20 protein-coding genes and 5 tRNA genes are annotated in these 20031 nt (G+C 45.3%); 2 read left to right on the top strand and 23 right to left on the bottom strand.

Features of this window, described 5'->3' with window-relative positions:
* Window positions 1-6 precede the first annotated feature (6 nt).
* The 14 genes from BW931_RS03305 to BW931_RS03240 form a co-directional block, all read right to left on the bottom strand.
* Window positions 7-987, bottom strand: coding sequence for an ROK family glucokinase (locus tag BW931_RS03305; RefSeq protein ID WP_008588860.1), 981 nt, complete (start codon window positions 985-987; stop codon window positions 7-9).
* Window positions 988-994: 7 nt separating this feature from the next.
* Window positions 995-1207 carry a YqgQ family protein gene (locus BW931_RS03300; RefSeq protein WP_008588843.1) on the bottom strand — a complete coding sequence of 71 codons (213 nt, stop codon included), beginning with the start codon at window positions 1205-1207 and terminating at the stop codon, window positions 995-997.
* Window positions 1208-1326: 119 nt separating this feature from the next.
* Window positions 1327-2850 carry a rhomboid family protein gene (locus BW931_RS03295; protein ID WP_008588840.1) on the bottom strand — a complete coding sequence of 508 codons (1524 nt, stop codon included), beginning with the start codon at window positions 2848-2850 and terminating at the stop codon, window positions 1327-1329.
* 23 nt (window positions 2851-2873) lie between these two features.
* Window positions 2874-3827, bottom strand: coding sequence for an L-lactate dehydrogenase (locus BW931_RS03290; RefSeq protein ID WP_008588838.1), 954 nt, complete (start codon window positions 3825-3827; stop codon window positions 2874-2876).
* A gap of 4 nt (window positions 3828-3831) precedes the next feature.
* Window positions 3832-4401, bottom strand: a complete 570-nt coding sequence (locus BW931_RS03285) for a 5-formyltetrahydrofolate cyclo-ligase (protein ID WP_008588836.1) — start codon at window positions 4399-4401, stop codon at window positions 3832-3834.
* A 93-nt stretch (window positions 4402-4494) separates the two neighbouring features.
* On the bottom strand, window positions 4495-4644 hold the full coding sequence (gene rpmG, locus BW931_RS03280; protein ID WP_073991986.1) for a 50S ribosomal protein L33: 150 nt from the start codon (window positions 4642-4644) through the stop codon (window positions 4495-4497).
* A 219-nt stretch (window positions 4645-4863) separates the two neighbouring features.
* Window positions 4864-5478 (bottom strand): superoxide dismutase, encoded by a 615-nt coding sequence (locus BW931_RS03275; protein ID WP_008588831.1) that lies wholly within the window; start codon window positions 5476-5478, stop codon window positions 4864-4866.
* A 204-nt stretch (window positions 5479-5682) separates the two neighbouring features.
* A tRNA-Phe gene (locus BW931_RS03270) sits at window positions 5683-5755 on the bottom strand.
* A gap of 13 nt (window positions 5756-5768) precedes the next feature.
* A tRNA-Ser gene (locus tag BW931_RS03265) sits at window positions 5769-5863 on the bottom strand.
* A 7-nt stretch (window positions 5864-5870) separates the two neighbouring features.
* Window positions 5871-5944, bottom strand: a tRNA-Ile gene (locus BW931_RS03260).
* Between the two features lie 3 nt (window positions 5945-5947).
* Window positions 5948-6023: transfer RNA gene (locus BW931_RS03255), tRNA-His, on the bottom strand.
* Between the two features lie 13 nt (window positions 6024-6036).
* A tRNA-Met gene (locus tag BW931_RS03250) sits at window positions 6037-6110 on the bottom strand.
* A gap of 115 nt (window positions 6111-6225) precedes the next feature.
* Window positions 6226-7863: a Na/Pi cotransporter family protein gene (locus BW931_RS03245; protein WP_076569909.1), complete on the bottom strand. Its 1638-nt coding sequence runs from the start codon at window positions 7861-7863 to the stop codon at window positions 6226-6228.
* Window positions 7864-8009: 146 nt separating this feature from the next.
* On the bottom strand, window positions 8010-8645 hold the full coding sequence (locus BW931_RS03240) for an NfeD family protein (protein WP_327288011.1): 636 nt from the start codon (window positions 8643-8645) through the stop codon (window positions 8010-8012).
* Window positions 8646-8832: 187 nt separating this feature from the next.
* Between BW931_RS03240 and ispG the strand changes: the two genes are divergently transcribed.
* Window positions 8833-9936, top strand: coding sequence for a flavodoxin-dependent (E)-4-hydroxy-3-methylbut-2-enyl-diphosphate synthase (gene ispG, locus BW931_RS03235; protein WP_008588823.1), 1104 nt, complete (start codon window positions 8833-8835; stop codon window positions 9934-9936).
* Between the two features lie 121 nt (window positions 9937-10057).
* Here ispG and BW931_RS03230 read toward each other — a convergent pair whose 3' ends face one another.
* Window positions 10058-10951 carry a deoxyribonuclease IV gene (locus BW931_RS03230; RefSeq protein WP_076569907.1) on the bottom strand — a complete coding sequence of 298 codons (894 nt, stop codon included), beginning with the start codon at window positions 10949-10951 and terminating at the stop codon, window positions 10058-10060.
* An 18-nt stretch (window positions 10952-10969) separates the two neighbouring features.
* On the bottom strand, window positions 10970-12292 hold the full coding sequence (locus BW931_RS03225; protein WP_076569905.1) for a DEAD/DEAH box helicase: 1323 nt from the start codon (window positions 12290-12292) through the stop codon (window positions 10970-10972).
* A gap of 136 nt (window positions 12293-12428) precedes the next feature.
* On the opposite strand from BW931_RS03225, the gene BW931_RS03220 reads away from it, so the two are divergent.
* Window positions 12429-13400 carry a 4-hydroxy-3-methylbut-2-enyl diphosphate reductase gene (locus BW931_RS03220; protein WP_076569903.1) on the top strand — a complete coding sequence of 324 codons (972 nt, stop codon included), beginning with the start codon at window positions 12429-12431 and terminating at the stop codon, window positions 13398-13400.
* Window positions 13401-13531: 131 nt separating this feature from the next.
* Here the strand turns inward: BW931_RS03220 and BW931_RS03215 are convergent, their stop codons facing one another.
* The 7 genes from BW931_RS03215 to BW931_RS03185 form a co-directional block, all read right to left on the bottom strand.
* Entirely contained in the window at window positions 13532-14635 is a 1104-nt protein-coding gene (locus BW931_RS03215; RefSeq protein WP_076569901.1) for a Nif3-like dinuclear metal center hexameric protein, read from the bottom strand.
* On the bottom strand, window positions 14622-15332 hold the full coding sequence (locus tag BW931_RS03210; protein ID WP_076569899.1) for a tRNA (adenine(22)-N(1))-methyltransferase: 711 nt from the start codon (window positions 15330-15332) through the stop codon (window positions 14622-14624). Before BW931_RS03210 ends, BW931_RS03215 begins: the two co-directional genes overlap by 14 nt.
* A 59-nt stretch (window positions 15333-15391) precedes the next feature.
* Window positions 15392-15748, bottom strand: a complete 357-nt coding sequence (gene cccA, locus BW931_RS03205) for a cytochrome c550 (RefSeq protein ID WP_076569897.1) — start codon at window positions 15746-15748, stop codon at window positions 15392-15394.
* Between the two features lie 138 nt (window positions 15749-15886).
* Window positions 15887-16417, bottom strand: a complete 531-nt coding sequence (locus BW931_RS03200) for a hypothetical protein (protein ID WP_076569895.1) — start codon at window positions 16415-16417, stop codon at window positions 15887-15889.
* A 73-nt stretch (window positions 16418-16490) separates the two neighbouring features.
* Window positions 16491-17618, bottom strand: a complete 1128-nt coding sequence (gene rpoD / locus BW931_RS03195) for an RNA polymerase sigma factor RpoD (RefSeq protein WP_008588808.1) — start codon at window positions 17616-17618, stop codon at window positions 16491-16493.
* A 30-nt stretch (window positions 17619-17648) separates the two neighbouring features.
* Window positions 17649-19478 (bottom strand): DNA primase, encoded by a 1830-nt coding sequence (dnaG, locus tag BW931_RS03190; RefSeq protein ID WP_327288006.1) that lies wholly within the window; start codon window positions 19476-19478, stop codon window positions 17649-17651.
* Between the two features lie 12 nt (window positions 19479-19490).
* A complete protein-coding gene (locus BW931_RS03185) occupies window positions 19491-19946 on the bottom strand; it encodes a YaiI/YqxD family protein (RefSeq protein WP_076569891.1) in 456 nt (151 codons plus the stop codon).
* Window positions 19947-20031: the final 85 nt, after the last annotated feature.

Below are 20031 nucleotides of genomic sequence, written 5' to 3'. Positions count from 1 at the left end.
GAGCGATTATCTTTCCTGAGCCCCGGTCTGTTTGTTCTCCGTCTTTGTCTTAACCAGGAAGGCGCCTCCTATAACACCTGCATCATTACCAAGCTCGGCGATACTGATGTCACAGACTTCCCTGACACGTGGAAGAGCATACTTACGGAAAGCCGTCTTCAAAGGTTCTATAAGCTGTTCGCCGGCTTTCGATACACCTCCGCCTATCACTATCTTTTCCGGATTGATGGAAACTGCGAGGTTGGCCAGAGCCAGACCCAGCTGATCCGTGACGTCTTTCACTATAAGCCGGCAGTCTTCGTCGTCTTGTTTCAGCCCCTCGAATACGTCTTTTGCTTCCGGATTTTTAATGGATGATAAAAACCCGTTTTCATTCTTCAACTGTCTTTCTTTCGCTTTACGAGCTATCGCCGTCGCAGACGCTTCTGTTTCGAGGCACCCGTATCTGCCGCAATTACAATAATGCGGAGACCCCGGTTTTACTGTGATGTGACCAATCTCTCCACCGGTTCCGTTCGTACCGTTGATCACCTTATGATTGACGATAATACCGCCACCTACACCGGTTCCAAGAGTGACTGCCACCATACTGGCGCAATTATGCCCCGCTCCGAGCCAGTTTTCCCCGAGTGCTGCGATATTAGCATCATTATCAGCCCATACCTGCAGGCCGGCAGCCTGTTTTAAGGCTTCTCCCATTCCGAAGTCTTTCCAGCCTATATTTATAGCTTCATAAACGTAACCTTCTTCCTGCTCTATGAACCCCGGTGCTCCTACTCCTATACCATGAAGTGTACGTTTATCAATTTTCAGCTCATCCAGTGTATGCTCCAGAGACAAAGCGACATCAGAAATGATACTGTTCCCGCTTTCCTCAGTAACGGTGGGTATCTCCCACTTATGTATCATTTCCCCATCTCTATCAAGAACAGCCATTTTTACAGTAGTACCACCGATATCAACACCAATATATTTATCTTTTTCCATAGCAGTATTAGACCTCTTTTCTTTTCCTGTCCTTCTCCCGGGCTATCTCCGAACGCAGCAATAGTATAGCCATACGGTAGTCTTCCTGGGTCATGCATTGAGATTTATACAGTTCCTGGATTTCATCTTCCATTAGTTCGAGGCCCGCTTCCCGGTCTCCGACATAAATAATGGTTCCGAATTTCTTCAGAAACTGTTGGATATCGTAAATTGTTTTCATCTTTATCACCGCCTTCATTATATCAATCCTGCCTGACAAAAGAAACGATGGAACTCTGCTGGAACGGGCATTATTTATAAATTTCTCCAAACACAAAAAAGAACGGCGCTTCTTTCATGCTACGAAGAAGCAGGCCGTTCGGGATCTTTGTTCCGTAATTCTGCATTAAGTTCCTCAGCCTTTTCCTGGTGGTACTCCGCTTTCTTTTCATTACCCCGGCGCTCATAAAGGATACTCAGGTTAAAATGAGCTTCAGCAAACTCCGGAGCAATGTCCACGGCTTTTCTCAGGTCGTCGAATGCCAGATTTTCTTTTCCTGTTTGTAAGTAAGCATATGATCGGAAAAATAAGTATTCATCTTCCCACTCGCCTTCCGTCTTCTCCAGGCTTTCCGTAATATCCAGCATATCTTCATATCTTTCTTCTTCCTGCAATTCCTGCAAATACTGTATATCTGCGGCCGTAAGTTTTAAATCACCTCCGCTTCCTGATGCTAATAATACAGCTAACCCCAAAGCGTACAAGGCGACAGACACTGTCCGATAAACCCGATGAGAAAGTTTTGGCAGATCCACCAGCTGCGCAGCCAGAAAACCGCCGATAAGTCCTCCCATGTGACCGCTGTTATCCACCTGGGGCACCGTTATACCGAATACGATATTAATCGCAACCAGTATAATAAGGTTCCATCCCATCGTGCGGAAAAACAGAGAGGGATACCGCCATGCAAAATATAAAAGCGCTCCGAACAATCCGAAAATCGCTCCCGAAGCTCCTGCAGCCACCGAAGTATTGAAGTAAAAACTCGCTGCACTACCGAGTATTCCTGCAAGAAAATAAATCATCGTAAATCTGAAAGATCCATATATCTGTTCGACTGCTGTACCTAAATAAAAAAGAGCCAGCATGTTCATCAGCAGATGCAGGACACCAATGTGGAGAAACATGGAAGATATAAGACGCCACCATTCCCCTTCGATGATTCCGGGATTATACTTAGCTCCGTATTCAATGAGAGTGCTGATGGAAGTAGTACTCCCGACACTTTCCAAATAATAAAAAATGATTAAGTTTATTATCAAAAGGAGGTAAGTGATCCTGGGCTTTCCATACTCGAAAACTTCTCTCATTTTCTGCTGCTGCTTCTGCCTGATAGAATAAAGCTGATGTTTCATATATTCAATGGTAGATTCATATTCAAGAGGGGCATCCGGCAGTTTATAGTTGATTTCTGGCGGGTGATCCAGCTTGTTCGTGGCAGCTAATTGTTCCAGTCCCCTCTCTTTATTATCATCACTCAGAAAAATAACGTTCGAATTATGTGCCAGTTTTACCGACGGAGAATCGAACTCGTCTACTGTCGGGTGTTCAGCCACATATAATAAATCGATGTTTTTTATCCGTCCCGAAAAATATCTTTTGTTTTTCTCCAGCTGTCTGTTCACATGCTCAATGTCCGCCTTCACGTGATTAGACCAGTGAAATTCCTTGTTCAGCAGACGGATTACGTGTGACTGACCTCCGGACGACTTCTCAAGCCACACCTCTTCACGCTGCAGGTGGAGATGTATAATCTCAAAATCGAAGCGGGAGACGAGATCATACGCCAACTTCCAAAAAAAATACCGCTGTTCCATCTCCATGTAATCTCCCCCTTCGTCACAACTTAATAATGTTTTACGCGCTCCACAGCATCCTTCACTACAGAGACGGATTTCTTGAATAAATCCTTCTCGTCCTGTCGTAAATTCAATTCCACTATTTCCCTAACGCCGTTTCTGTTAATGATCGCCGGTACGCCCACGTACACATCTTCCTCATCATACTGCCCTTCAAGAAGTACCGATACAGTGAACAGGGCATCTTCGTTGCGGAGAACCGCTTTGGTCAGGCGTACCAGCCCCATTGCTATTCCATAATGAGTAGCACCTTTTCTTTCTATAATATGATAAGCCGCATCGCGTACTTTATGGAAAATAGGTTCCAGATCCTTTTCATCATATCTCTCCGTATGCATGGATATGTACTGATCCACGGGAATACCGCCCACGTTCGCATGACTCCAGACAGGCAATTCCGAATCACCATGCTCACCGATGATGTAGGCGTGTACATTTCTTGCATCGATACGGAAATAATCTCCCAGCTGATACCTCAATCTGGCGGTATCCAGAATCGTACCGGACCCTATAACCCGCTCGGAGGATAACCCGGAGAACTTCCAGGTCATATAACTTAAAACGTCCACAGGATTGGTTGCTACTATAAATATACCATCAAATGAATGGGACATCACCTGATCAACGATGGATTTGAACACTTCCGTATTCTTCATGGCAAGGTCCAGTCTGGTTTCTCCGGGCTTCTGATTGGCTCCCGCAGTAATTACAACTATATCCGCTCCCTCACAGTCCCGGTAGTCCCCCGTTCTTATCTGCATAGAAGATGGTGCGAAAGCAAGTCCATGATTCAAATCCATGACATCTCCTTCCGCTTTATCTTTATCCAGATCGATGATCACCAGCTCATCAGCCACTCCCTGGTTCAGGAGTCCATAGGCGTAACTGGAACCCACCGCTCCGTTCCCAATGATAACTACTCTATTTCGCATATTCATCATAAGTTCATTCCTCCCCGGAAGTATTGATAAGACGGCTCTCTGTTACAATCAACTGAACGGGTATATCGTGATCTTCGACGGGTATGAAGTCCTGCAATTGATTTTCGGAAGTTACAGATAACGTCTTTCCTGAAAATGTTTCCAGGTAACGGTCATAGAAGCCCCCGCCGAACCCTATACGATACCCGTCGTAATTAAATAATAAGCCCGGCACAAAAAGTAAATCAATGTCTTTTTTGTGAATTATTGAACAGAATTCAGGATCAGGTTCCAAAATACCGCTGTATCCTTCTTTCATTTGTTCATATGTATGAACGAGATAGAACTCCATGCTTTTTAAAGTTGGGGAGACTTTGGGAACCGCGACCTTCTTACCTTCCTCCCACCCTTTTTCGATAAAGTTTCTCGTACTCCATTCCGGGTATTTGGAAACTGTTATAGCTATTACACGGGCTCTTTCCCATTGGGAAGTACCCGTTACGTTTACAAACTGTTCCTCCTCAATTCGATGCCTCTGTTCTCTCGAAAGGTTCTTTAAGTAACGCATAATTTCAGTACGCATCAATTTCTTCATGGACTCACCCTCTCCCCTGAAGCAGTGAAATGCCTGTACTTCCGTATGTAAAAAAAAGATCGCAACAGTAAATGTCGCGATCTAATGAGGTCTTTATTTTGTTTCACGGTGCAAAGTGTGTTTCCCCTGACGCGGGCTGTACTTCATCAATTCCAGACGCTCAGGATTTGTGCGTTTGTTTTTAGTAGTGATATAGTTACGGTCTCCTGTTTCAGTACAGGCTAGTGTAATATTTACGCGCATATTCTGTCCCTCCAATATTTCTTTAATGTTAATGATTTCAAAGTTGTAATCAGACTTCATTATAATAGCAGATTGTCGCTTCCCTTTCAAGCATTTTCACAATACACTTTTCTTTTATTTGAATGTTTTCCGTCAGAAGCTGCCTGTACGCAGGGAGCGGAACTAAGGTCCGCAACCTAAGCAAAACCCCCGCCGTATGAACGGCAGGGGCGTAAAGAATTACTTAGCTTCGTTATAGCGTTTTTCTACTTCGTCCCAGTTGACAACGTTCCAGAACGCTGCAACATAGTCAGGACGACGGTTCTGGTAGTTGAGATAGTACGCGTGCTCCCATACGTCCAGACCGAGTACCGGTGTCTTACCTTCCATAAGAGGAGAATCCTGGTTCAGTGTATCAATAACTTCAAGTTTTCCGTTATTAACTACGAGCCAGGCCCATCCGGAACCAAAACGGCCTTTAGCGGTAGCTTCGAATTTCTCTTTGAAATCTTCAAAGCTTCCGAACGTCTGTTTAATATCGTCCGCAAGTTTACCACTTGGCTCACCGCCACCGTTCGGAGACATGATAGTCCAGAAAAGGTCATGGTTAGCGTGACCGCCGCCGTTTCTGCGTACCGGTGTTTTAATCTCGTCAGGAACAATTTCCAGGTTGTTCTGAAGAAGTTCTTCGAGGGATTTGTCCTGCAGGTCACTGTGACCTTCCAACGCATCATTCAATGTTGATACGTACTTGTTGTGGTGTTTGGTATGATGGATGTTCATCGTTTCCTTGTCGATTGTCGGTTCCAGTGCATCATAAGCATATGGAAGTTCTGGAAGTTCAAATTTAGCCATAAATAAAATCCTCCTTGTATTTAATATGTAAGGGATTGAAACCCTTACTATTAACTTACCAAACGGTCAGTATCGATGCAAACGTTTTGATCGACTACCTTCCGCATCCATCCATTGTTTACCTCAGTTACTTTCCGTTTAAACAAAAAATCATCAAATTCATATGAATTTGATGATTCCGGATGATGCCTGTTCATTTTTAAATGGCTCGGGACGGAATCGAACCGCCGACACACGGATTTTCAGTCCGTTGCTCTACCGACTGAGCTACCGAGCCTAAGTAAAGAAAGTGGCGGAGGAGGAGGGATTCGAACCCCCGCGCGGCATAAATACCGCCTGGCGGCTTTCGAGGCCGCTCCCTTCAGCCGTACTTGGGTACTCCCCCGTAATAATGGACCCTGCAGGACTCGAACCTGCGACCGATCGGTTATGAGCCGATAGCTCTAACCAGCTGAGCTAAGGGTCCGTATGGGGCGGTTGATGGGGATCGAACCCACGTATGCCGGAACCACAATCCGGTGCGTTAACCACTTCGCCACAACCGCCATAGATATGTAATGGCGGTGGAGGGAATCGAACCCACGACCTCACGGGTATGAACCGTACGCTCTAGCCAGCTGAGCTACACCGCCATATGAAGTATTTTAACGACGCTATTTAATATAGCATGCGTCATTTATTATTGTCAACACGTTCATGAAAATTTAATGGAGAAGGAAGGTTTTCCCCTCCCTCCTCCTGCTTTTTCTACAGGTTTTCTTTCTCCCCAAGCACTTCTTCCGCCACGTTTACAGCATGATCACCGATACGCTCAAGGTTACTGAGCATATCCACAAATACGATACCTGCCTGGCCTGAACAGATTCCTTCGTTCAATCTGATAATGTGCTTCTTACGGTAAGTACGTTCCATTCGGTCAAGCTCATTTTCTTTCCGCACTACTTCCCGGGCTTCATCTTCATCCATGAATTCCAGAGATCTGGTGGCCTGATTCACCGTTTCCAGAGTCAGACTGAACATTTCATTCAGATCGTCATGAGCCTGTTCAGTCAAGTTCACTTTGTGCGTATTTTTATAATCGATCAGTTCTATAAGGTTTTCAAAATGATCTCCTATCCTTTCGAAATCGCGCACCGAGTCCAGAAGTGCCCCGTGCTTATGACTGTCGTCGTCGGAAAGTGAGGTCTGCGACAGGTCGACCAGGTAATCTGTGATTTTTCTGTCGAGGTTGTTCAGTGCTTCTTCCACCTGTGTCGCAAGCTCGGAGTGTTTTCTCAGGTTACTTGTGAGATACAGGTTCGTTTCACTGAGACCTTTGTAGGCATAGTCTCCCATACGTATAATCTCTGCTTTCGCCTGGTCCAGGGCAAGAGACGGGGACTGTTCTATGAAGATCGGATCCAGGTGCTGAGGTTTGTACTCGATTACCGTATCCTCACCCGGCACCAGTTTCATTACTATCCATGCAAGTATTGCGATGAATGGAAATTGTACAATCGTGTTCGCGATGTTGAACGACCCGTGAGCAAAAGCTATCGTCATCTCGGGGCCCAGGTCCAGATAACTGCTTATCCATCTGACATAAGCTTCGAAGGGTACGAGGAGCATAAGAAAGATTACGGCTCCAAGCACGTTGAAGATAACGTGAGCGAAAGCTGCCCGTTTGGCTCCGACACTTGCCCCGATTGCAGCAAGAGCCGCCGTTACGGTAGTACCGATATTATCACCGAAAAGCACCGGTAGGGCGGCATCAATGGATACCAGTCCTTCCCCCATCAGACTCTGAAGAATACCTATGGTGGCACTTGAACTTTGGACAAGAACCGTGAACAGAACTCCCACGACTACACCCAGAATCGGGTTGTTACTCATGCTGACTGTGAGGTCTGTGAATGTCTGAACATTTCCAAGAGGTTCTACACCTTTCCCCATCGTCTCGAGTCCGAAGAAGAGTGCACCGAAACCGAAAATGGTCTGGCCCCAGTTGGAAACTTTGTGGTTTTTAAAGAAGAAAATCATAAAGGCCCCGATTGCCAAAATAGGCAGCCCGTATGCCTTAATATCAATACCGATAATGAATGCTGTAAGTGTAGTACCTATGTTCGCTCCCATTATGACCCCGATCGCCTGTCTGAAGGTCATGAACCCTGCGTTCACAAGCCCGACAGTCAACACGGTCGTGGTTGAACTACTTTGAAGAAAACCCGTTGCTACTGCACCGGCGATGACTCCCATAAAAGGGTTCTTCGTAAATTTATCCAAAATATCTCTCAGGCGATCTCCGGCTGTCCTCTGCAAACCGTCCGCCATATACTTTAAACCGAATAAAAATATTCCGAGTCCACCGAAAAACTGAAATATAATTTCCTGATAACTAATATCCAATCCCCTCACCCTTTCACTGCCCAGGCAGCTGGTTATCAATCATTCTCTCTGTTACCGTCCTCATTATTAATGATTGAAAGAGCTATTGTAAAGGTTATTTTCGAATCTTAACATTATCTTTACAAACAAAGACAGAAACCATTTGTTCAGGTTTCTGTCTTCGTAACGAGAATCCTTGTACCATCGGCATCCTCGACGGTCAACTGTTCTCCTTTTTCCAGCCATTTACCATTCGTAGTGGCACTATATTCTTTCCCCTTTACTTCTATCGTTCCGGTAGGGCGCATATCGGTTACGGCTGTCGCATTTTCACCGATAAGAGCTCTATATGTCTCATTCATACTGTTATACCCGAGCTCCGAGGATAACTGATCATTCAAAGCAACCTTGCTCCACATCTGACGTTTAGGGAATACTTTAAGGAATACCAATGAAGATAATCCACCAAGAACTACCCCGCTCGCACTGTATAATCCCGCTCCCCAGCTCGGTGCACTGAGACTTACGGATAGTACCATGATTACCGCCCCGATCGTACCGAGTGTACCGTCGTTCACAAATTTTCCGTCCACGATGAGAAGTGCCAGCCCCAGCAGATACATAGCCCCCATCAGGAAGAACATATCAGGCTCGAGATACGAAGAGAAATACACAGTAATAAACCCGATACCGAGCAGCGCAAAAACGCCTTTCATACGGACGAGCAGTTCCCCCAGAAGGAACATTGTACTGAAGAAGGTTATAAAGAAAGCAATCCAGTCATATGTCAACAAAGTACTCACCTCACCTTTACCATATGTACGAAAAATATACGTATTTCGTTTCAATAACTTCTCTTGCTTTGTAGATAGTTTTAAACATGATATGATGTTATTATTCAGTATAAAGGAAAAAGGGAAACTTCTCATTTAAAATATTGGCCTTTATAATGAGACAAGAGACCTTTTAATGTAAAAGGAGCGATTCATAATGGCAATAACTCACAGAAAAGACACCAGACCTGTAAAAGTAGGAAATCTCACTATCGGAGGTTCCGACCAGGTCGTTGTACAGTCCATGACTACCACAAAAACTCATGATGTAGAAGCGACTGTGGCAGAAATTCTTCGTCTGGAAGAAGCAGGCTGTCAGATTGTACGCGTAGCCTGTCCCGACGACCGGGCAGCAGACGCTATTCCCGAGATTAAAAAGAGAATCAATATACCGCTTGTCGTAGATATTCACTTTGACTACCGGAAGGCACTGAAAGCTATTGAAGGCGGAGCGGACAAAATCCGTATCAACCCCGGAAACATCGGCAAACGTGAAAAAGTCGAAGAAGTTGTCAAAGCGGCAAAAGCGAACGGTGTACCGATCCGTATTGGGGTAAACGCCGGTTCACTCGAAAGACATATTCTCGAAAAATATGGCTATCCGACCGCTCAGGGTATGGTAGAAAGTGCGCTTCACCATATTCAGATTCTGGAAGAACTGGATTTCCATGATATTATCGTCTCTCTTAAAGCTTCCGACGTTAAATTGGCGATTGAAGCTTATGAAAAAGCTGCTGAACAGATCTCATACCCTCTTCACTTAGGTATAACCGAATCAGGTACTCTGTTCGCAGGAACGGTAAAAAGTGCTGCCGGTCTCGGCGCTATATTGAGCAAAGGCATCGGAAGTACCGTGCGTATCAGCCTGAGTGCCGATCCTGTGGAAGAAGTGAAAGTAGCGAGAGAGCTTCTTAAAACCTATGGCCTGGCATCCAACGCAGCCACACTCATCTCCTGTCCTACATGCGGGAGAATCGAAATTGACCTGATCAGCATTGCCAACGAAGTTGAAGAGTATATCCAGACGATTAAAGCTCCCATCAAAGTTGCAGTACTTGGCTGTGCGGTGAACGGTCCGGGCGAAGCCCGTGAGGCCGACATAGGAATTGCAGGTGCCCGCGGCGAAGGTCTGTTATTCAGACACGGCGAAATCATACGTAAAGTTCCTGAAGACATTATGGTAGAGGAACTGAAAAAAGAAGTGGATAAACTTGCCGAAGAACATTACGAAAAACAAAGAGAAGAAGGAATTATTAACTGATTCTCTTTTCCTGGCATCAGCCCTGACGAAGAAATATTCGTCGGGGCTTTTTCTATGATAAAAGATAAAAAAACTGCCGCTTCCCTCCAATGTTTCATAGAGGTCGGCAGCAGTCGCGAACTTACTGATTCATAATTTTTTCTTTCAGATCCCGGTCGAAAATCCCGGCCTCCAGCATTTCAATTTCGTGCTGATAAGGGGGTTTTTTATTTTTCTTATCTTCTCCTACGTAAGGGGTCTCCAGTATTTTGGGAAGATCTTTGAGTTTAGGGTGGTGAACGACGTGATGGAGAGCTTCAAAGCCGATATAACCGAAACCTATATTTTCGTGCCGGTCTTTGGCGGCCCCTCTCTCATTCTTACTGTCGTTTACGTGAATAACCTTCAGCCGGTCGAGTCCCACAATACGGTCGAACGTTTCCAGCACACCATCGAAATCATTTACAATGTCGTAGCCTGCATCGTGAATGTGACACGTATCAAGGCATACGGAAAGGTGTTCATCATGCTCCACCCCTTCCATTATCGCAGCCAGCTCTTCGAAGTTCCTGCCTATTTCAGAACCTTTTCCGGCCATCGTCTCCAGTGCTATCTGTACGTGCTGGTCTTTATATAACACCTCATTCAGCCCTTCGATAATTTTGGCGATGCCGAGATCCGCCCCCTGAGCTACGTGAGAGCCCGGATGAAGAACAATCTGTTTTGCTCCGAGAGCTTCTGTTCTTGAAATTTCATTTCTGAGAAAATCCACGCCCAGCTCGAACGTTTCCGGCTTCACAGTATTACCGACGTTGATTATATAAGGAGCATGCACTACAAATTCTTCGATTCCATGCTCCTTCATATGCTTTTGCCCGTTCTCGATGTTGAGTTCTTCGATCGGTCTCCTCTTCGTGTTCTGAGGGGCACCTGTATAGATCATGAACGTATTGGCGCCATAGGAGACAGCTTCTTCGCTGGCCCCCTGAAGCATTTTTTTACCTTTCATCGAAACGTGTGAACCAATTTTAGTCATACTTCAGCAATCCTCCTGTTATTTCTTCCCTTTACGATAACTTTCCCTTTTCATTTGTTTATAGTTTTTATCAGCTTTGTATTTCATTTTCTTCTTGTAGCCCGGTTTTACTTTTTTCGGTTTACGTACGAGCTGTTTCGCTTTCTTTTCCATTTCGTTTTCCTGTTTTTCTCTATTTTCTCTGCGCCGGTAGTCCTTCGCTTCTCTCCATTCACCTTTTTTCACTTCATAGAAGTTGAATGTGAGCCCCTTTCCTTGCAGCTTTTCAATGAGGGGAAGGTCCGTGTCTTTGTACAGATTAATGGCGGTACCTTCTAATCCTGCTCTCGCTGTCCGTCCTACCCGGTGAAGATAAAATTCCGTTTCTTTAGGCATCTGAGCGTTGATTACGTGGCTGACCCCCTGAATATCTATACCTCTTGAAGCAAGATCGGTAGCTACAATGTATTGGAACCGCAGTTCCTTGAGATCTTTAAGTACACGTTTTCTTTCTCTTGGACTGAGACCTCCGTGGATAAGACCCGGCTTTATTCCCTTTGAAGTCAATTCCGCAGCGAGTTTGTCGGCTTCGTCTTTCCCATTTGTGAAAATAATAGCCAAATACGGCTGTATCGCTTTCGAAATTTCGATAATTACATCAGCCGGTTCCTTATGCTTCAGTTCTACCAGCCTGTGTTCCATGGATTCCGGCGCCAGATGCTTCATGTCCGTTTCTATATATACAGGGGACTGGAGGTATTTTTTAAGAAAAGGCTGCAATCTTTCCGGGATGGTGGCGGAAAACACTCCTACCTGCAGGTCCTCTTTCATCCGGATCAGAATCTGATCCACATCCTCAATGAACCCGAGATCCACCATCAGATCAGCTTCATCCAGTATAAATGTTTTTGCATCAGACAAATCAAGTGCGCCCTCTTTAGTCATATCAAGAATTCTCCCGGGAGTGCCTACAATTATTTGCGGAGGAGTCTTCTTCAACTGTTCCATCATTCTGTACTTGTCGCTTCCCCCTACGACAAGTTTCGCTTTCACTTCTCCGCTGAATCCGGAAGCCTGTAGAGACTTTTTGACTTCTTCATGAATCTGCATGGCCAGTTCCCGCGTCGGGGCGGTGACGACCGCCTGCACTTTTCTGTCCGCCTCCAGACGGTTGAAAATCGGCAGAAGGTAGGCATGCGTCTTACCAGAACCGGTGTGAGACCGTGCAATTACACTTTCTCCTCTCAAAAATGGAGGTAATACTTTATGCTGAATTTCAGTAGGTTCTTTGAATTTCAAGGCGCTCACGATATTAGAAACGGTGGATGTAATGTCGTACTGGTCGAACGAATGTATACTCATAATCAAACTCCTTTAGAATTTATCCTTTCCCTATTATAATAGAGGCTGGTTCATATTGCACACTAATAATTTTTACATCAGTAACGTTTACCTTTATAATGAGATTAGAGTTTGAAGACGGAGGAGGACAAAACACATGGAAGTCATTAAAATTGCCCCTCGTGGCTACTGCTATGGTGTCGTGGATGCGATGGTTATTGCGCAGAACGCAGCGAAAGACCCGAATCTTCCACGGCCGATATATATTTTAGGGATGATCGTCCACAACTCCCACGTGACGGACGCATTCGAAAGCGAAGGGATTATAACTCTCGACGGTGAGAATCGTCTGGAAATACTGGAATCCATCAATGATGGAACAGTCGTATTTACGGCCCACGGAGTTTCCCCCGAAGTTAAAGAACGGGCTAAAGAAAAAGGGCTGATGACACTGGATGCTACATGTCCTGACGTTACGAATACGCACAACCTTATCAGGGATAAAGTGGCAGAAGGATACGAAATCGTTTATGTGGGTAAAAGAGGGCACCCGGAACCCGAAGGTGCACTTGGAGTCGCCCCCGGAAAAGTTCATCTCGTTCAGACGGAAGATGAAGTGGAGAACCTGGAAGTGGACAGTGAAAAACTGCTTATCACCAATCAGACCACGATGAGCCAGTGGGATGTCTATGATGTTATGGAAAGGGTGAAGGAGAAGTATCCTCACACCGAAAAACACCAGGAAATCTGTATGGCCACCCAGGTCCGCCAGGAAGCCGTTTCCGAGCAGGCAGGGGAAGCCGATCTCACCCTGGTTGTGGGAGACCCTAAAAGTAACAACTCCAACAGACTTGCCCAGGTATCTATTGAAAAAGCCGGTACACAGGCCTATCGCATTAAAGACGTAACAGACATCGACCTCGACTGGCTTGATGGAGTGGAAACTGTAGCTGTAACCGCCGGTGCATCCACCCCTACTCCAATCACCAAAGAGGTAATCCGTTTTATTGAAAACTTCGACGAGGAAGACGAAGACACTTGGATCCGCGAATCCAAAGTAGAACAGAAAAAAATACTACCTCCGGTTAAACGGAAACAGAACAAACCGAAAGCATCAAAGCAAAACTGAAAAGCGTTATCACCGTATAGTACTTTTATATACAGAATGCCGCAACAGGCATTCTGTATTTTTTGTATGTTAAATAAAAATTCAAAAAAGACCGGCGAAGGTAAAACTGCCGGTCTTACTGCATTTCTCTTCTAAATGAATCGAAAAGGTTCAGTATGTGTCTCCGATATGATCACTTCTACATCGAATGCTTCTTCGACTCTTCTTTTAATCTCCGGACATACCAGTTTTTCCACGTGGTGGCCCGGATCAATGATGGCCAGTCCTTCCGCCCAGGCATCCTGGGCTTTATGGAAGGTCACGTCACCTGTGATCAGCACGTCAGCGCCTTTTGAGATTGCGGCTTTGAAAAAATCTTCGCCGCTCCCTCCGACGACTGCCACTTTCTTCACCGGTTTATTCAAATCTCCGGTAACCCGTACTGAGGGTACCTGATAAGCTTTTTTCACTTTTTCCGTAAAACTTTCAAGATTTGTCGGCGAGGCTAGTGTTCCTATTCGGCCAAGGCCTCTGTTCTCCCCATTGATTTTCACTTCGTAGACATCATACGCAGGTTCTTCATACGGATGAGCTTTCGCAATTGCCTGAATAACACTATTCAAATCGTTTTCTTTCACTATAGTTTCTATTTTTAACTCATCGACTCTTTCCATTTCTCCCGGTGCACCTATATAAGGGTCTGCTCCTTCCAAAGGCTTAAATGTCCCCTCACCCTCAATCTGAAAAGTGCAGTGACTGTATTCACCAAGGTGTCCGCCTCCGGCTTCAGCCATAGCGTTTCTGATATCTTCTGCATGGTCATGAGGAACATGTATAGCTACCTTGTACACCTTTTCCTGAAATAAAGATACAAACGGTTTCGTTCTCTGTAATCCTACGCTGTCACTCAACACGTCATTTACACCGCCTTCAGCGATATCAAGGTTGGTGTGCGATGCATAGACGGTGATGTCGTGAGCGAGCAGTTTCTGGAGTATTCGACCTTTAGCCTTCTCTGTATCAATCGTATCCGGTTTTTGGAAAAGGAGGGGATGATGAGCAATAATTAAGTCCGCACCTTCACTGATTGCCTCATCAACTACAGGTTCAAGTACATCCAAAGTAACCATAACTTTAGACACCTGTTTATTTTTGCCGCCTACCTGAAGACCGACATTATCCCAGTCAAATGCCCACGTCTCCGGTGCCCAGTCGTCCATTACCCGCATAATTTCTTTTGCCTTAATCGTTTTCATGATAGAGGACCTCCTTCAGTATATCGATTTCTTTTATAATTTCTTTCTTTTTCGATTCCTGTTCATCTGCAGCCAGTTCCAACTTATGAAGAATTTCCATATTTTTCTTCAATTGCCGTTCCCATTTTTTTCTGAACGCTTCCGTTTTTTCTTTCATTAAAATAGGACCGAGCCATAACTCCGTTTCTTTACAGTCCTTTGTATACAACGAAGACGGTGCACCGCGGTCTGCAATCAATATTTCATATATATGATTATTTTCTTCGATGATTTTTTCATCGACCAGGGCGAACCCGTTTTCCTCAAGCCATCTGCGCACTATTTCGGAATGGATATTAGGTTGGAGCAGTAAGCGCCTTACATCTCGGAGTCTGTCCTTCCCTCTTTCCAAAATAGAGGCGATCAGCGGCCCGCCCATACCTGCAATAACCACCTCGGAGACGTTACGGCCCTCCAGAACATCCAGACCATCCCCTTTTCTCGCTTCCACTCTGTTATGCACGTCGTATTCTTTTATCACTTTTTCAGCACTGTTCAATGGCCCCTCGTTCACCTCACCGGCCAAAGCCTTCGCTTCCGGATGATTCAAACAGAAATATACGGGCAAATAAGCATGATCGGACCCTATGTCTGCAAAATATGTCTCCTCCGGAAGATACCCCGCGATGAGAGACAGACGTTCAGATAACCTCACCATTTACTCCTCCTTCAATAAGAAAAGCTTCCTGGCATCCAGAAAGCTTTTCACTTACGTATTTATTGTTCCGCCAGCCATTCAGCTACTGCTTTAGCTTCTTCTCCGGTGTAAAGTCCTGCCGGCATCTGGCCTTTTCCGTTCTCTATAGTACTGACGATTTCCTCAACGGAGAGACGATCACCCACGCCCTGAAGGTTTGGACCTACTCCACCGCTCAAATCACTGCCGTGACAGCTTGCGCAGGAATTCTGGAACATTTCTTCAGGATTGGCGCTGGCCGTCTGTTCTTCTCCACCGCCTTTGTCTTCGTTTTCAATTGCCTGTTGCTGGTTCATCCCTACACTGCCGACAATTATCATCGTCAGGATACCCAATACGGCGATAAGTGCAAAAGGGACTAATCGTTTCTTTATCATACAAAACTTCCTCCTTATGTATTCATTATACTGTAGGTATTTTAAACCGAGCTATATATATTCTACTCGATATCCTCCATTTAGAAAAGATGATAAATTAAAAATTAAATTTTTAAAGAGGTTTATAAGTACTAAAAATTATCTGATCAGCATGCTGATCAACGTGCCTGCCAACAGAGCGATGCCTGAAACCTTGACATAGAACAGGCTCCTCCGCATACCGATCGTCATCCATCCGACTGCATTCAAAAGAGCAATCCCCTCGGCGTATAACATGGGGAAATAATAAGCAGCGGAAGAAGTGGTCAGCAGGAGAACGATAATAAGTGTAATGATCATCGGAAGCTCAACCGGCGCCTTTTCTTTTTTTATCAAGCTCTGCAGTAAAAAAGAGGAACCTGCAAAACCGGTCAAAAGTAAGGATTGCAAAATGATACCGTTTTCAGTAAAATATATAACTGTAAACGACAATGGAATCAACAGGAAATTAACAGAGTAATATGTAGCAAGCCACGGGCTTGTACGTAAGACTTTTTTCTCTTTATCATCTCCGCTCTCACCTTCTGTGTATAAAGCTAACAGAAAATCACAGTATTTATCAGGTAACAGCTTATTCTTTTTCCAGTATCTGATTTCATCTACGATAACGTCCTTACGGTTTTTTGACAATGTCCGTCTACCTCCAGGGGATTAATGGATGCCCGGAGACATTAAGCTCCCCGGACCCCATACTTTATTCCCTTTACTCCATAAAATCCTTCAGACGTTTACTGCGGCTCGGATGTCTAAGCTTGCGCAGAGCTTTAGCTTCGATTTGCCGTATTCTCTCGCGAGTAACCCCGAAAACTTTTCCTACTTCTTCAAGTGTCCGCGTCCTGCCGTCATCGAGGCCAAAACGTAGACGAAGCACATTCTCTTCCCGGTCTGTAAGCGTATCCAGCACATCTTCAAGCTGTTCTTTCAAGAGTTCGTATGCTGCATGATCGGAAGGAGATGTAGCCTCCTGGTCTTCAATAAAATCTCCCAGATGGGAATCATCTTCCTCGCCTATAGGCGTTTCAAGGGAAACAGGCTCCTGGGCTATTTTCAGTATTTCTCTTACTTTATCAGGAGTAAGCTCCATTTCCTCCGCAATCTCCTCAGGTGTCGGCTCTCTGCCGAAATCCTGAAGCAGCTGCCTCTGGACACGAATAAGTTTGTTGATAGTCTCTACCATGTGGACCGGGATACGTATTGTCCGGGCCTGGTCCGCGATAGCTCTCGTAATCGCCTGGCGGATCCACCAGGTTGCATACGTACTGAACTTGAAACCTTTTCGATAGTCGAACTTCTCTACCGCTTTAATCAGACCCATATTCCCTTCCTGAATCAGATCCAGGAACAGCATACCCCGACCTACATAACGTTTGGCGATACTTACGACGAGACGAAGGTTCGCCTCCGCCAGCTCTCTCTTAGCGAACTCGTCTCCTTCTTCGATACGGTGGGCAAGACTGATTTCGTCATTCGCAGACAGCAGGTTCACGCGCCCTATTTCTTTGAGATACATACGCACGGGATCGTTTATTTTCACCCCTGGCGGTACACTCAAATCGTTCAGATCAAACTCTTCTTCTTTGTTCAACTGCTGCATATTAGGGTCTTTCTCGGAATCCCCTATCACTTCTACACCCTGCTCGTTCAGCTTCTCATAAAATTCATCCATCTGGTCGGAATCCAATTCAAAATGGGATAATTTCTCTGCCACTTCTTCATAAGCAAGAACTCCACGTTTCTTTCCAAGCTCCATCACCTGTTCTTTAGCCTGGTCCAGCGTCAGTTCATTTTCGTTAGCGTTAGCGTTAGCTGACTTTTGGTTATTTTCAGCCATGAGCTCCCCTCCTTCAAACTTGTAAACAGCCTACTTTCTGCTCTTCCAGCCTCTGTTTTCCTGCAACAGTTGCATAGCTATCTCAGCAGCGCGTATCGGGTCCTGTTTCTCCACTTCTTTCATTTCTTTGTGCAGATGATTCGTATTTTCTTTTTTCCATTTCTCCCTTTTCACCTGATACAGATAATCCTCTATCTCTTTTTCAGGCACTTCAGGCGTGAGAGGTATGGAAGCTATATCCGTAACGAGATTCCTGAGACGGTCTTCACTGAAGCTTTCCAGAAATTCACTGGTATTCATTAATTCATTTTCTTCATAATAAGCATATAGCTGCATTGCTATAATCTGGTGATCTTCAATATTAAAAGAGGCAGAAATCTCCTGTTTCACCACTTCAGCAATATAAGTGTCTTTCATCATATAAGCCAGCAGTCTCCGCTCCGCGTTGTGAAAAGCACGGCGGGGCTTATTACCGGAAGAAGCACGTGATTCTTTATCGTTTGCTTTCCGCCAGCTTTGATGACGGGGTGTCCCCGTATTTGCTTCAGGTTTCCATTTCTCCATTTCCTCTTTGAGGCTCTCCATGGATAGAGAGAACTCCTTACTGAGTTCCTGTAGGTAGTATTCCCTCTCCACCCCTCTTTCTAACTTGGCGACTTCCCGCAGGACAGTCTCGAGGTACTCGAAACGATCACCTTCAACCTGAAGATTGAACTGATTTTTATAGTATCTCATGAGATACCCTACAAACGGTTCGCTCGTATCGATTACTTCCCGTTTGAACCTGTCTCCGCCTTCTGTTTTTATAAATTCATCAGGGTCTTTCTGGTCAGGCACTCTGGCTATGAATACATGAATGCCGGCATTCTGGAGTTCTTTGGCTGTCTTCACAGACGCTTCGATTCCAGGTTTGTCCCCGTCATAACATATAATAACCTTCTCCGAATACCGCTTCATAAGCTCCGCCTGCCCCGGGGTGAGCGACGTTCCCATGGTAGCAATGGAGGCGCCGATATCCGCCTGATAAGCAGCAATCACATCGGCATATCCTTCAAAAAGAACGATCCTGTTCTGTTTCCGGATATAACCGCGCGCCAGATCAAAATTATACAACAGTTTCCCTTTATGAAACACAGAAGTCTCGGGGCTGTTTAAATATTTAGGCTGGCCTTCCCCGAGGGTCCGGCCGGCAAAAGCTACCGTTTTTCCCAGATGATTCCGCAGCGGGAAAATGATTCTTCCGCGAAAACGGTCGAGGTACCCTCCACTGTCTGTTTCCGAAAGCAGACCGGCTTTCACCATTTCCTGAGGGTGATAACCCTTCTTCTCCAGAAAAGTGGCTACTACATCCGGCTTGTCAGGAGCGTATCCCAGATTGAAAGTATCAATGGTCTCCCTTGAATAACCTCTTTCCGTCAGATATTGAAGTGCTTCCTTACCTTCCGTAGTGTTCACCAGAAAATGATGGTAAAGTTTGGCCAGCCACTGATGGGCTTCCAGTATCCGCTGGGCCCCGTCATCTTCCCTTTCGGTCACCGTCTGACTCTTTTCGGGAAGGGCAATATTATTCCTGGCTGCCAGATGTTCGACAGCCTGGATAAACGTCCAGTTCTCTTTTTCCATCAGGAAGGAAAATACGTTTCCTCCCTTTCCACAACCGAAACAGTGAAAAATCTGTTTTTCCGGGGAGACAGAGAAAGAAGGCGTGCTCTCTCCGTGAAACGGACATAGTCCGAAATAGTTCCTCCCCTGTTTCTTCAGTTGTACATGTTCCCCGATTACATCTGTAATATCCGCGGTTTTCCGAACTTCTTCTACAGTTTCTTCCGGAATACGTCCGACCATTTCTATCACCAGCACTCTATTATTTGATTACATGCCACGCTCATGCAGGATACCCGACAATCTTTCTTTGAACAGCATGCGATCATGCCTGGTCAGAGCGGCAGGCCCCTTCCCATAGTTTCCGCGTCTTTTTTCCTTCATTCTTATATACTTGGAATGCATAATCGATTCCACCTCGAAGCTTTTAATCAGTTTACCTCTGGGGGTCAGAACGTAAACCCCTCTCTCAAGAAGCAGTGAGGCCAGTGATAAATCCTGAGTCACCACTACATCACCAGGTTTTACATGATTAAGAATAAACAGATCCACCGCATCCTGCCCTTTTTCTACAAAAGTCCACTCCTCCCCGAGATCGGGGGAATAGTGGTCGTAGCTCGCTACAAACCGGACAGGTATGGTTTGTCTGTACGAAATTGATCGAATCTCTTCTTTTACGGGGCAGCTGTCAGCGTCTACCCATATAGTCAGTGTAAATTTCGTCATAATTTTAGTTTCTACAGAGCACTCTGAAATCCTTCTTTCTGATGAATGTTTTATTATTCTGAAAGCTCCATATTGGGCTACGACA

The organism is Salimicrobium salexigens, from assembly GCF_900156705.1.
GTDB classification, from domain to species: domain Bacteria; phylum Bacillota; class Bacilli; order Bacillales; family Halobacillaceae; genus Salimicrobium; species Salimicrobium album.
This window is presented reverse-complemented; position numbering and strand designations above follow the sequence as displayed.